Origin of the sequence: Ktedonospora formicarum, assembly GCF_016587355.1 — a bacterium.
Classification (GTDB): Bacteria; Chloroflexota; Ktedonobacteria; order Ktedonobacterales; family Ktedonobacteraceae; genus Ktedonobacter; species Ktedonobacter formicarum.
Genome location: NZ_BNJF01000001.1, coordinates 3,961,335 through 3,974,653, shown reverse-complemented (window position 1 = coordinate 3,974,653; position 13,319 = coordinate 3,961,335). Strand labels below are relative to the sequence as shown.

The window sequence follows — 13,319 nt, the reverse complement described above, 5'->3', positions numbered from 1 at the left end:
AACATGATTCTCATCGTAGGTGCTGGTCTGGCGGGCCTGACATGCGCGAAAAAATTAGTAGAGTCGGGGCAGGAGGTGCTGGTTCTAGAGGCAGCGGACCAGGTTGGCGGGCGTGTACGCACGGATTACCATGAAGAGGGCTATCGCCTTGATCGAGGCTTCCAGGTTCTCTTTACCGCGTACGCGGCGGCCAGTCGTCACCTCGACTACGGACGCCTTAAACAGCGCAAGTTCGAACCAGGGGCCATCCTGGTCAAAAACGGCAAACGCTACGAGATCTCTGACCCTTTGCGCGATACCCGAGCACTCCTGCCCGGACTCTTCAATCCACTCATCTCAGCTACAGATAAGGCACGCATCCTATACCTGCGTAATAAGCTCGCAAAACAATCTACAAGCGCCATCTTCGCCGGCGAAGATCAACCAGATGGGCTGGACGAGTCAACTGAAGCCTACCTGCAACGGCAGGGCTTCTCAGAGAAATTTATTGAGAACTTCGCGCGCCCTTTCTATGGCGGAATCTTTCTAGATCGCTCGCTCAGTACAAGCGCGCGCCTGTTCCAGTTCACCTTTAAGATGTTGTCGCAAGGAGAGATCATTCTTCCAGCCGAAGGGATGCAGCGCATCCCCGAACAACTCGCGGCTTCGCTGCCACGCCAGAGCATACGCTATAACGCGCGCGTCGAAGATCTGCTTATCAGCCATAATCACGTACACGGAGTGCGCCTGGCGAATGGTGAGGAGATTCACGCGGAACAGGTAGTGATTGCAACCTCCAGCCAGGTCGCGGCTCGCTGGGTCAAAACACCTCTCCCAACACAGGCAGTCGGCTCAGTCTGCGTCTACTTCGCGGGCAATGAGCGGCTCTACCCACAGCGCAAGATCCTGTTGAACGCCAACCCGGACGCCTATGTCAACAACGCCGTCCTGCTCACCAATATAGCTCCGACGTACGCTCCGCCGCGCAAACACCTGCTGAGCGCAACAATTCTGGGCAATCCTGCTGAAGATGATGAAACACTGGCTCAGCGCTGCCGCGAAGAGATCGCGACCTGGTTCCCAGAGCGCGACCTGAAGCACTGGCAACTCATGGCAATTTATCGTATTCCCTTCTCACAATTTCATCAGCCTCCAGGTATATATGACACCTTGCCTGGCAACCGAACAGAAACCGAAGGACTCTACCTGGCAGGGGAATACACTAAATCTAGCAGTATCCAGGGAGCCATGCATAGCGGCGAGTATGCAGCCCAGGAAATTCTGAAAGCGCCTGCCACGGTTCCGGCCCACTAGCGCTCTGTCACCTTCTCAGCGCTTGAACGCGAGGAGGGCACAGCAAATTGTGAGAGGTTGTGGTTTCGATGTTATGCATCGCGCCCCCATAAAATGCGACAAGGCATGTTTCACGTGAAACATGCCTTGTCGCATTTTATGTCTTTTTGATCCAACTCGAACGATCATCACTGTTAAGGAGGTGAAAATATAAGCAGTTAACCTTGAGGTGTATCATCATCGCTGAAGAAGGTGATTGGAAGCGGCTCAAGATTACCAGACCCGAGTGCCTCTATCATCATCCGCATGGGGCCTTGCTCAATCGAGGTCTGGATCATGGTGCGCGCAAAGGCCTGTTCACGCACCGGCACACCGGAAGAAGGGTGTAATTGCGCCGCCACTGCACGCATGAGCGAAGCCTCTTTATCCCGTCCGGAGTAGAGGAAGAAAGCCGCCTGTCTGCGCAAACGCGTCTCGTAGAGGGTACGCCACTGATCGTCAACCAGTTCGTCCAGAGCGTCACCAATTAACTTATCATCCTGCTCTAGCTTCTCCTTACTGGCGGGAGTCGCCTTGCGACGCCGTTTGCCCTTACCGAGAAAGAGCTCTTGCGCGTTGTGTCCGCTCCAATAGCGATTAATGAACGGTTCCAGACGTGTCACCGGGTCAAAGAGCCAGGAGGCGAACTCCGGCAATTTATAGAGGTCCGCGCCTCGCTGAGCTAATGCTTGCGTCTTCTCATCAAAGGTAAGAGGCTCTAAAATAGGGAGCAACTCTTTTTGTTCCTTCGCGCTCTCCTGAGCAGGCTCATCCGCTTGCACAGATGGATCATACTCCTCCGGGCTTGCCTCAATCAAAGGACGCCAGACCGTATACGCGATAGGTAACTTGTGGCGCGAACGCTTATTCATGGCACGGCTCGCCATAATAAGCTTCCTGGCATATTCAAAAGAGATATGAAAGCTCGCAAAGCCCTGCGAATCCAGTTCCGTAACCAATTCTACCCATTGATGCGGCTCCATATCGTCAATGCCGAAACAATCCTTCACGCCCCACTGATCCTGCATCATGACATTCACGCCCTTGAGCTGCCCATCTGGTCGCTTCCAGGATAGCAGTACAATTTGAGAGCCCGACCCATCGATAAAACTAGCGCGTGCCTGATAGGGCTGAAGATGCTGGAGCGCGACCACATTGCCTTCCATCTCAAGATCGGGTGAAGAGTGCATCATTAAGCGTCCAAGGACTGCGCGTGCCTGTTGCTTCACCTGGCGATTAGAGGTTGTAGAGACAAGATAGTTCAGGGCAGGGATGGTCTGCTGAGCCGCCATCGCGCCTAATTGCTCAAGCGCGTCAATCACCGAGGTGACGACCTTACCAGTTTGATTCTCCATCAAAGGGATGAGTAATTTTGCCGCTCGCGGATCATTGCTATTCCCTAGCCAGTTGATAAATGCCAGTTTTCGCTCAAGCGACATCGACGCTACATCTTCAAGTACCGACTCCACCCCTTTTTCACTCTGCCCCACCAGCTCTAGTAGATGCATTTGCATTTGCAACATAGCGCCAGCAGGGTCATTGAGATACTCTACCAATCCATCATCCGCCATTTCGGAGCCTAATTCTTTCAAAATAGGGGAGAGGGAAAGCTTGACCATATCACTCACGGTCGGATCAGTGACAAAATCTTCGAGCTCTTCAAGATCAAAATCGGTCGCTAGCTCGGCAAGGATAAGAATGGCGGCGGTATGCGCTGAGGTATCCCGGCTGCGCAACAAATGGAGCACCTTTTCGCGAGCGCCATTGGTCCACTCTTCATCAAGGCGATCAAAATAGTGTGATAAGGTCTCATGGTCCAGATCGTCTCGACGACTGACTGCAAGCAAAATACTATCGACGCTCTCATGAGGTAGGTTATGGCTATCTCGGCCTCCTGGCATTACACTTCACTCCTTTGTTCCACTGGCATCACTGTGGGCACACCATGCGCTAGTGGGAGCTATTGTACCACTTTGCCCTACACAAGTCGAGCAGAAAGAGGAAGCACAGCAGAGCGAGAATGAGCCTTGAGATAGGCTATTTCTGGTATCAAACTACCGCATCGCCTTCAGGGGGTAATGGATAACCAGCCCACATTCCACAAGGCCATCACGAGTATCGCTCCCGTCGTCGCAACCAGGAGCAGAAAGCAGACAATCCATAACCAGAACTCCATACGCCCAGGAGAAACTAACCACCAGCGCACCCTATCCCAACATCCAAAACGGAATGAGCCTCCAGCATGAGGCAAGGTACGTCGTCTCAATTGATCCATAATCCCGCGATCCTTCCTTAGATAGGACTTTTCCTGACATCACAATCTCTCGCCCAAATAAACGCGTCGCAGGCGTGTATTCTTTCACAATCGAAACAACCCCAAAAACTGCGGATATATCCGCAGTACCTGTAAAAATTTTCGCCCCTACTTTCATAGGGCACACCGTCCTCTTTAGCATTTTGAGGTGGAAATACATATGGGATTCAATAAAGCTCACAAGCGCTTCTAAAGCCTCTGTATATCTATTTTTTTCCAACACATCCAAACATCTCTATACCCAGGCCGATCTGTTGGCACATATCTTGCAATACATAGAGACAAGGGGGGATGTGTCTAAAAAATTTTTGGACAACAGGTAATGTTGAACGCTGTGTCTAGGATACAGACTGGAAAGGATAGAACATCAAGTTTCAGCATCCTGCGTCTCCGGTTACCAAGTAGTGGAATGGGTTTTGAGGTAAAGGAGTAGGTATATGGTAGCCAGTGTCAAACACAAAGAGAGAGAACCACAAGTTCGTTTCGATATTCATGGACAAGACTCTGCCGCAAGTGAAGGAACAGTAGCCAGTCAGCGTACCCGCCGAAGAGCAACCCGACTCGTTTCAGAGGAAGGTGGGACAAGAGGAAGAAAAGCGGGCCGTCCATCTACAAGGGTGACAGCGGAAGAGGTGGTAGGAGAAGAAGCCACATCGTTTCTTGAGCAAGATTCCTTCCCCGATGAACCTAAAGGCGCGACACCTACACGTCGTCGCCGGAGCAAAACAACGACAAACGAACTCCCCGACGATGCCTTCTATGATGAAGAAGGAACTGAAGATGAAGGAGAAAGTGACAGGGAAGTTGACAATGCCATTCGTCAATATTTGGCCGAAATCGGCCGCTTCCCACTCCTCACCCCCGAACAAGAACTCAAGATTGCTCGACGGGTGGCTAATGGGGAACCAGAAGCGCAAAAACGTCTAGTTGAAGCTAATTTACGTCTAGTTGTCAGCATCGCAAAACGCTATAACAATCAGGGCATCTCGTTACTTGACTTGATTCAAGAGGGAAATCTGGGCCTGATTCGTGCGGTGCAGAAATTCGACCCTCAACGTGGTTTCCGCTTTAGCACGTATGCGACCTGGTGGATTCGCCAGGCGATTAGCCGCGCGGTCGCGGAACATACTCGCACCATCCACGTACCTGTCCATGTCGTAGAGCTCATTTATAAAATGAAGCGCATTACACGTCAACTCTATCAGGATCTGGGACGTGATCCCTTCCCAGAGGAGATCGCCCACGCTCTTAATCTTACCAAGGAGCGTGTCGTGGAGCTACAAAGTATCGCGGAGACTCCAATCTCTCTCGACGCTCCACTCATTGAAGACGAGCAGTATCATCTTGCCGATACGTTGATCGATACTCATGCCGCCGCGCCCGCTGAGGTAGTTACGCACCAGGTGCTACGTGATCATATTTCGCGCGCACTTGAGACGCTTAACCAGCGCGAGCGCCAGGTCATTGAATTACGCTATGGACTCCATGACGGCTACTGCCATACGCTAGAGGAATTGAGTGCCTATTTTAAGCTGACACGAGAGCGCATTCGCCAGATCGAGGTTAAGGCTCTGCGCACGCTTCGCCAGCCTATCCAGGTGCATCTCTTGCGCGACTTCGCGTAAGCGACACCCACGCCTTATTCAGGCATAGAGTATGCAAGCGCTTTAACGCTCATCTCTATGCCTGCTTGCGTCAAAAGCTTCCACGTGCTCGATGGGCATAGATTCCTGCAGAATTCGCGGTAAAACCGCAAGAAAAGCTCGCACCACCAGCGGATCAAACTTTGTGCCCATACAGCGTACCAACTCGGCACAAGCGGCTTCAGAAGAAAGAGGTTGATGGTAGATACGAGCAGAGACCATCGTATCGTAGGTATCAGCGACACTCAAAATCCTTGCCAGCAATGGAATTTCTTCGCGCTCAAGTCCCGCAGGGTAACCTGAGCCATCCCAGCGCTCATGATGGGCTCCCGCGACTACAGCAACTACCGAGAAGACACCACCCGCCTTAACCAGAATCTCCTGACCAATTCTTGGATGCTGTTGCATAAGCACCCATTCAGTACGATCCAATGGTCCCGCCTTATGCAGAATAGAATCTGGGATACTTATCTTCCCAAGATCATGCAACATCGCAGCCAAGCGTAATGTATAGATATCCTCTGAGCGACAGTGTAAGTATCTGGCAATCTCCACAACTATGTCTACCATGCGTTGTCCATGGAGATAGGTTTGCAGATCCCGGGCCTCCAATAGAGCTAGCAAGGCTCGCAACGTCATCACATCTACATCGGAGAGCTTCATTGCTCTTTCTACTACATCTCTATTTGGAAGCCTATCCCCCGGAGATGCCATACAGACACAGTTTCGCCCTCGGCTTTTAGCCCGATACATCGCCTCGTTCGCAAATGCGATGAGTTCCTGGCCCTTTATGGCATGCAGGGGGTATAGTGAAATCCCAATACTCACAGAAACGGACAAAGCTCTTGCATCCTTCTCCATATTCCCCACACATGACTCCTCCAGGATATGCTGGCGTAAAGATTCAGCACGCATATGCGCCTGACTGGCATTGAGCCCCACTTGAAAAGCAACAAACTCATCACCTCCATAGCACCCAACCACGCCTTCCTCCCCCATCGCACGTGCAAGCCGCGCCCCAGCTTCACTCAACACAGCATCTCCAAACCAATGCCCCCAGGTATCATTGACGCGCTTAAAATGGTCCAGATTGACAAAGAAGATCGCGCATATGTCTTTGTTAACTCGACAATGAGCAAGCGCAGTCTCTAGCCGAGTAATAGTCTCGCAACGGTTTGGTAAGCCAGTAGTCACATCGGTAAGATTCAGGCGCCTTTGCTCACGAAAGAGGCGATCTTGTTCCAGCAGGAGGCGCTGCTGCGACTGAACCAATGCTTCTTGCTCGCGACTTGAGGTTTCTAGCCTTGCGCGTAGCCGTTTCTCACCATTTATGAACGCTTTTATATCCTTCAGAAGACGTCCCTGGTACAAGAAACCAGAACATAACCAGCATAGAAGGATCAATGAGAAAGTAGAAACGCCAACAAAGTACATTAATTCTGGCATTGATAGAAACTCTGGTAGCCAGGGCACATTTAAGGTGGAGATCAAGCCATATATTGCGAACAATAAACCCATGCTCCCCAGACCAGGAACCAGCCACAGTCGCTTACGCTCCTGAGATACTTCACAATCACCTCGCGACCCAATTTTTCGCCATAAACAACCATAGAGCATCAAGCCTAAAAGCTGAATCATTGCGAGCACCCAGAGTATGATCGCGATAATCACAAGCCAGTTTATTCTGCCCCACAGACGCAAGTCATCGAAATTTTCGAAAAACCTGACTACCAAAAAAAGAGTAATCGTCAGGTATGAGGTTTGAGACGCTTTGGGAAGCCACGCTTCATTGTGTATAGTATCGACCTGTACAGTCATACCAATCCACTCCTCCCATCTCCGCGAGTTCGAGGTCTTCTGCCGCCAGTTTTTTACTATACTTATCCATAATCCCCGTCCGGCAGACATCTTGATGTGATGAATATCAAAATTCCCCATCACTCCGTGAGCGGTAATACAATGACTAGCGACCCGTCCAAAGGTCGTAATTAACATTGTATCTATGACGACGTACCCTCGCTTTTAGTATACAGCCGTTCGGGGCAATATCTTTCCGCCCTAGAATATACGCCAAAATGCCAGTATTATATCTATATACAGCAGTTATACGTATTCACACGATCACGTTTTTTATAGTACATTTTAGCTGCCAGCTTGACGCTTCTGGACCCAGCTACATACACTATAATCACTAGGTTGATACTGATCGCCTTTACATTCTTATTACTTACCAGAGCGCGCATATCCTGCGTACATTTTTATGTTTCTGCTCTCTTTTCATTTTCTACATTCCTGCTATTTATTATTTATAAATACGAGTTCTGGACTTTTTCGTGAAGAGGCCATTCAGGGGGTATAACATCTACCGTGCTCCCATAGGTGATCCAGCGAAAACAAGGACGGAGCATACAACAGGTAGTATTTATTCACGCCGGAGGCTTGACGATTGTGAAAAAGCGTCAACAAGGGAACGCCCAGTGGACTTTGCGGATGATGGCGCTCTGCATTGCGTTACTCGTTATCTCTGCCGTTGCAGCTATTGCTTCGATATATCATGCTACAGCTGAAGCCACATCTGTAGGCGACACGGTCCATCAAATTACAAATGCGTTATTGGACGAAACTCCAACCGTGGATCCAGGAACCCCAACACCCACACCGACCGAGCCCGCGACTGCGACACCGACACCAACCAAGGCGCCAACAAAAGTGCCAACCAAGGTGCCAACGCAGGGTCCTACCCAAGTGGTGCCCACGGTTCCTCCTGTGATACCTCCTGCCCAAATGACCCCCACAGCCACAGCAACAAGCAAACCCAAGCCTACTCCGACCGCTACATCAACGCCTGCCATCACAGCGACACAACCTGCTGAAGTGACGCCAACGACGCCCTCTCAATCTGCTACGAACAGCCAAACGGGACAGGGTAACGACAAGAATCTCTCTCTTATGCTCCCCATCGGAGGAGGGATTGGTTTTATGGTCCTGACGACGGCGGCAGTAACACTTGTGCTGCTTCTCAAGCGCAAGCAGGATGAAAAAGCGCGCAAGGTGCAGAAAACTTCAATTAGTGTTCCATGGATAGACCCCCAGGAAGGGAATGTCGTCTTTGGGCATATAAATAACCCAAACAACAACTCGTCCATCAATAACGAGCTCCAAAATATTTTTTCCGAGCAGCAGGAGTTCCCTCCTGCACAGAATATCCCCCAGTTAGCTGCAATGCAGGGCAACAGTGGCGTCATGCCTGCGTTAGTCCCCCCTACCGCCCCAGCAAACACTGCGCGGGGTAATAGTGGTCTCTATCCGGCAATATCCGGTATACATGGACAACCAACGCTGGAAGCGCAGAATACTGCTAGCAGGCAACAGTACGCAACATTAGCCGTATCCGAGGGGGACCAGACCAATCCACGCACATTCGCAGTCTCTAACACGCCACCCACCTCGGCGCAGAGTCAGCCTCCCAATGTCTCTTTTGACAGAAATCTTCAGCCGCTGCCAATGGATCTGCCACCTGAGCTCCGTGCAAGTCTAGAAGCGACACAACGTGAAGCACGCTCTTCGAATGGACCGCTTTCTTTCTCGGGACTACAAGAAGATCCATTCCTCGAGGAGATGATGCAGCAGGCACAGATGGGTATCTTTGTTATGCCAAACAAGGAGAAAGGGAATGATGCCAGCGCTGACGGCAAAACAAAGTAGAATTGCCTGAGCAATACCTGCGAGACCATTACTATCAACCTATAAGAGTTGGCAAAGATCGCGTCTCGCAGGTACTATGTATCACATGCATATACTCTGGCATAATACTCCGTCGAAAACCCGTAAGCGGGCCGCATCAGTGGCCCCTCAAGAGGGATAATTTTCGGCAGTGCCACATTCTACGCGAATCGAAAAAGCCAGAAGACGCCTCCAGCAAGGCAAATCCTTCCCGAATGCGCTCAGGTTTTCGGATAAGGAGAGAGTCAAAGCTGTAGTCGAGAAGAAGAAAGACATGATTGTACGCATACAAGGTTTCGCCTGGGAAGTGTATACGGAGCGTGTTATGCCAGCCTTTACGAGTTGGCTTGTAGATAGTGATGATACGATAGCCTATCATCTATTTGAGCAGACGCGTTGCGCGCAAGAAGAGCTCTTTGTCCCTCAGCCAATGAAGCAGTTACGCACATGGACACGCGCCAAAGCCTTCGTGCAAAACCTTCCACGTGGTTCGCATACTCAGCAGGAGTACGCACTCCTTTGTGATCCGATGCAATTTACGCTTTTGAGTGATCGCTATGTGAGGGCCCATCCACCACAGCTCTACAAAGACTCGGAGGCTTTACGTACCGTCTGGGGGCCCTGACGCAGCAATTTTGCCTGCCCTGGTACTCTTCGTCTGAGAGTGATTTTCTGCCTGAAGCACTTGAGCCAGCCCCATTAGCAGACGGCTATCCAGCCCTGCCGCGCATAGAGCTGATCACGCTCCTTCAGTCCGCTGGGCTCTCCGACCTGGTACAGGACTTACCTCAAGCCATGCAGACGCAAGCGCCAGCGGAGCCAATACTACCATTCACAGACGCACTTTCGGATGATGACCTAGATGCCACCAATACAGGAGTTGTTATTGGGCGTCAGCCAGCGACTTTACATATACGTGGTTGGCTGGCTTCGCATTCTGTACGCGCCATGGCTCTATTTGAATTGCTGGCCTGCGGACGACGTGTAATGCCTTTCGGCTACCTGCCCGGAGATCCATACGGCAGTTATATTGGCTACCTGACACCCACCGAAACAAGCAGCCTCGCATCTCGCCTTGAAGGTCTCCAGGCACCTGAGATGCATGAAGCGGAAGCTGAGCATCAAGCATTCTTACGCCACCAGTCTCTGGAAAGTGAACACTCAAAGCGTATGATTGACGAGGTTGCGCCTATCCATGCGGGAGCATTTCTGGATGCCGTACGCATCGCAGCACAACAGCGACTCGGCTTGATTTGTAGTATTGGCTAGTCGGGTTCTCTTCTACGCAGGGAAAACGCAAACGACAGCAGTGCAATTATGGAAGCCACTGAACTGTCCTGTGCCACATACAACCTGCCCATGCGTATTGCAGCCTATATAATCCGCACCCACAATAGAACGTACAGCCTGTAGTTCATTGTGGAACTCAAGTCCCATACGTAAGCGTGTAGCCACACAATCGAAAAAGAGGACCATCCCTGGCTTAAAGGAGTGAAGTTGTTGAAGCGCATGGACAGCGGCTGTGGACGCAGCGTCCACAGTTGAATTCACACTACCACTCATAATCGAGACCACAGCACCTTTAGGAATCTCAACGGCGCATGTTATGGCCCCATTAGCATCCACTGTCAGGGGGACACGTAATTTATAGAGTCCCACGCCAGCCTCGACCCCCAACACATTATGCAAGAAGAAAGGGATAGGATTCTCAAGATCAAGCACTTGTTGCGTCTCTTGAGCATATTGTTGGAAGACCTCCACAGCAGGACGTCCATCCAGGGAAATCAAACGGAAGCCGTCAGCATCGGTAACCAGCATCGGTCCTAAAGAGGGCTGCCAGCCATGAAATGAACCTACACCTATGGGTTTATTAGAAAGAATTTCTAGTGCGACTGCAGCATTCTCATATATCTCAGTGCCAAAGAAGATAGGGGTACGCGAGAAGTTGGCGTTGTCACCAGCCCCCCCACCAAATACGGTAAAGGAGCCATCTGTTCGCTGAGAAATATGTTCAATAAGCTCTTCAGTATGTCCCGCAAGCGCATCAGCCAATAGCAAAGCATGGCGATATAATGTGGATTGCATGTCAGCATATTGAAATGAAGAGACGATTTGCTTTGCGGCCCCTTCACAATTCTGGTTCAAATCGCGCCCCAAGCCTACAGAGAAAAACATCTCATCCGAGCTTATAGCGAGCGCACATGCCAAGCCCTCATCCTGTACATTATCCGTAAACTCACCCGCGGAAGAGCACCCCATCATATTTTTGGGGCGACAAGTTTCATGAAGGCTCTTCAGGGTTGCGCTCTGATCGCAATCAGAAGAAATAAAGGCAATAACAATATCTGGTACCTCTCCGAGTTTGTCCATTAGAAGACAACCAAGCTCCATCCCGGCTTCTCGTCCATTGGCAAGGTGGCTATGTGCAACGGCAAATCTAGTGGCCATATCATTCCTCCCGGCATACATGTGCCTCAAACCGAACAAACAGTTCGCCATCATAACGATACGCAGATTGAAGATTGCCTCCACTATAGTATCATGCAAAATAAATCAATGTCAATCCCCTTTTACTTACTATTACTTATATACACCTATAAGACATAAACGTCTTTTTCCTCAAAGGGAATAGCATTTTGGCGCTAGTAAAGCGTTTGCTCCTTTGCTTTAGAACCAGGTAAAACGCCTGAAGCGAGGTCTGGGTGAGGATTTCTGTATGGAGAGCGCTTCCAATGCTTCCACCAGATCAAATACAGAGTCATACCGTTCGCCTGGGTCCAATGCCAGGGCCTTTAGGACAATTCGTTCCAGGCCCTCACTGATATCAGCGCACCAGAAACGAGGTGGGATTAACTCTAATCCCTCATAACACTCTGGTTCCTGCTTTTGTATCAAGCTAACTTCGTTGGGATCATCTACAAAGAGATGGTGCGCAACCTGTAGGCGTCGCATCGACGAGACAGGGGCGATGCGAGTTAGCAAGAGATAGAGAAGCGCACCCAGCGCATACACATCTGTTCGCTGATCATAGAGACCATAGAGCATTTCTGGAGCGAGGAAGGCATTCTGGCGAGAGCCACGCGCCAGGGGGAAGAGTCGTTGGAAATCCGCGAGGGCACAGTCTTCGTCTTCTACATCCCAAAAGCGCGGCGCGGGCGGCCAGCATGTCAACAAAAGCGGAGCCCAGGGAGCCAGCCCGCGTTTGTCCACAAGGAGGGTTGGGGGAACAATCTCACCAAGTACCACGCCCATTCTATGCAAACGCGCAATCATGCGTCCTAATTGCACACCCCATTGTAGCGCCTCCGGTATCCCCAACCACTCAGGCCAGGGTCGCCCATCTAATAACGTGTCCAGGGTTGTCGGCTCTGTGCGCCCAAGATCGCGCTTACTCTGCAATTGCAATATTAGATAAAGCCGTCCCTTATCAACCAGAACACGATCCTTCTCACTCGCTAAACTGGCGGCGCCCAAACCGATAGGCTCAATGAACTCATTGACCCCAGCTGTCTCGATGCAGGTACGTTGGTGAGCATCCATTCCTGTCAGGATAATTTCGCGAATGGCTACCAGCGGCTTATCAGGAGCCTCAGCCTTGCGCACAAGACTTCGCCATAAGCCACTGAACCGCCAGCGAGACACTGGCGGTTCAGGTTCTGCATCGCTTTTCTCTGTAGCTCGTCCCAAATAGAGATTCACACGCGGACGACTATAAAGGTGTCGCTCAATACGATAGCGACCACCTAGAATGACTTCTCCTACTTCTACCGGGCGATCATGTTCAAGCGCGGTCAGTGAGGCCAGCGCCTTTTCAACGACAGTAAGCTCTTGAGTTACCTTTTTCACCATACTTGATGTTTTGCTGATTATCTGCTCTTTAATCCCATTTTGCATCTCTTCACTCACCAGACAAATGCCCCTCTTCCACCTTAAATTTATCCTTTGCAACCTATTGTACCCTTCCGCACAAATGATACAAAATCAGCTGTGGTCGCGGCTCGCTTAGATTGACATTTATAAAAAAATACCGTACGATTTATGCTGAGATAGCTTATACATTGATCCATTGCGGACGGGACTGTATTTAAGCCGACAAACCTCTCTTCTTATTACACCCTATGGCAAGAAATAATGTATAGGACTATTTCATTCATGCTATGCCATAGAAGGCACTACTTATCCACAGATTTTCTTTTTGCGCTTCCACTATAATCTTAGACAAAAACCAACAATAGGCGGAGAGTCCAGCACCGGAGCTGCCTCTAACGAGCTCAGGTTTTTGGATAGAGTGCATGTGGTGTATCAAAGCGCAAAGGTCTTATGCGAAA

At 50.4% G+C, this 13,319-nt stretch carries 10 protein-coding genes; 5 read left to right on the top strand and 5 right to left on the bottom strand.

All coding sequences use genetic code 11. The annotated features are described in order from the left end of the window. The first annotated feature begins 3 nt into the window (after nt 1-3). Complete coding sequence (locus tag K3T82_RS17150) at nt 4-1,293, top strand: NAD(P)/FAD-dependent oxidoreductase (RefSeq protein WP_220194660.1); 1,290 nt, start codon at nt 4-6, stop codon at nt 1,291-1,293. Nucleotides 1,294-1,490: 197 nt separating this feature from the next. Here K3T82_RS17150 and K3T82_RS17145 read toward each other — a convergent pair whose 3' ends face one another. Both K3T82_RS17145 and K3T82_RS17140 read right to left on the bottom strand, forming a co-directional pair. Beyond that, nucleotides 1,491-3,212: a HEAT repeat domain-containing protein gene (locus tag K3T82_RS17145; RefSeq protein ID WP_220194659.1), complete on the bottom strand. Its 1,722-nt coding sequence runs from the start codon at nt 3,210-3,212 to the stop codon at nt 1,491-1,493. A 167-nt stretch (nt 3,213-3,379) separates the two neighbouring features. Next, complete coding sequence (locus K3T82_RS17140; RefSeq protein WP_220194658.1) at nt 3,380-3,586, bottom strand: hypothetical protein; 207 nt, start codon at nt 3,584-3,586, stop codon at nt 3,380-3,382. A gap of 476 nt (nt 3,587-4,062) precedes the next feature. On the opposite strand from K3T82_RS17140, the gene K3T82_RS17135 reads away from it, so the two are divergent. Further along, nucleotides 4,063-5,250, top strand: coding sequence for a sigma-70 family RNA polymerase sigma factor (locus K3T82_RS17135; protein ID WP_220194657.1), 1,188 nt, complete (start codon nt 4,063-4,065; stop codon nt 5,248-5,250). Nucleotides 5,251-5,292: 42 nt separating this feature from the next. Here K3T82_RS17135 and K3T82_RS17130 read toward each other — a convergent pair whose 3' ends face one another. Continuing rightward, a complete protein-coding gene (locus K3T82_RS17130) occupies nt 5,293-7,086 on the bottom strand; it encodes a diguanylate cyclase (protein WP_220194656.1) in 1,794 nt (597 codons plus the stop codon). 630 nt (nt 7,087-7,716) lie between these two features. On the opposite strand from K3T82_RS17130, the gene K3T82_RS17125 reads away from it, so the two are divergent. The 3 genes from K3T82_RS17125 (at nt 7,717) to K3T82_RS17115 (ending at nt 10,260) form a co-directional block, all read left to right on the top strand. Continuing rightward, the gene (locus tag K3T82_RS17125; RefSeq protein ID WP_220194655.1) at nt 7,717-8,973 is read left to right on the top strand and encodes a hypothetical protein; all 1,257 of its coding nucleotides are present in this window, start codon (nt 7,717-7,719) and stop codon (nt 8,971-8,973) included. A 292-nt stretch (nt 8,974-9,265) separates the two neighbouring features. Then, the gene (locus K3T82_RS17120; protein ID WP_220194654.1) at nt 9,266-9,616 is read left to right on the top strand and encodes a hypothetical protein; all 351 of its coding nucleotides are present in this window, start codon (nt 9,266-9,268) and stop codon (nt 9,614-9,616) included. A 170-nt stretch (nt 9,617-9,786) separates the two neighbouring features. Further along, the gene (locus K3T82_RS17115) at nt 9,787-10,260 is read left to right on the top strand and encodes a hypothetical protein (protein ID WP_220194653.1); all 474 of its coding nucleotides are present in this window, start codon (nt 9,787-9,789) and stop codon (nt 10,258-10,260) included. 12 nt (nt 10,261-10,272) lie between these two features. Here the strand turns inward: K3T82_RS17115 and K3T82_RS17110 are convergent, their stop codons facing one another. Next, on the bottom strand, nt 10,273-11,439 hold the full coding sequence (locus tag K3T82_RS17110; RefSeq protein WP_220194652.1) for an FIST signal transduction protein: 1,167 nt from the start codon (nt 11,437-11,439) through the stop codon (nt 10,273-10,275). Between the two features lie 219 nt (nt 11,440-11,658). Beyond that, nucleotides 11,659-12,897: a serine/threonine-protein kinase gene (locus K3T82_RS17105; protein WP_220194651.1), complete on the bottom strand. Its 1,239-nt coding sequence runs from the start codon at nt 12,895-12,897 to the stop codon at nt 11,659-11,661. Between the last annotated feature and the right edge of the window lie 422 nt (nt 12,898-13,319).

Excerpts from the sequence above, each read along its gene's own strand:
- K3T82_RS17150 (WP_220194660.1), top strand. The coding sequence starts at position 4 with ATGATTCTCATCGTAGGTGCTGGTCTGGCGGGCCTGACATGCGCGAAA.
- K3T82_RS17145 (WP_220194659.1), bottom strand. The coding sequence starts at position 3,212 with ATGCCAGGAGGCCGAGATAGCCATAACCTACCTCATGAGAGCGTCGAT.
- K3T82_RS17140 (WP_220194658.1), bottom strand. The coding sequence starts at position 3,586 with ATGGATCAATTGAGACGACGTACCTTGCCTCATGCTGGAGGCTCATTC.
- K3T82_RS17135 (WP_220194657.1), top strand. The coding sequence starts at position 4,063 with ATGGTAGCCAGTGTCAAACACAAAGAGAGAGAACCACAAGTTCGTTTC.
- K3T82_RS17130 (WP_220194656.1), bottom strand. The coding sequence starts at position 7,086 with ATGACTGTACAGGTCGATACTATACACAATGAAGCGTGGCTTCCCAAA.
- K3T82_RS17120 (WP_220194654.1), top strand. The coding sequence starts at position 9,266 with ATGATTGTACGCATACAAGGTTTCGCCTGGGAAGTGTATACGGAGCGT.
- K3T82_RS17115 (WP_220194653.1), top strand. The coding sequence starts at position 9,787 with ATGCAGACGCAAGCGCCAGCGGAGCCAATACTACCATTCACAGACGCA.
- K3T82_RS17110 (WP_220194652.1), bottom strand. The coding sequence starts at position 11,439 with ATGGCCACTAGATTTGCCGTTGCACATAGCCACCTTGCCAATGGACGA.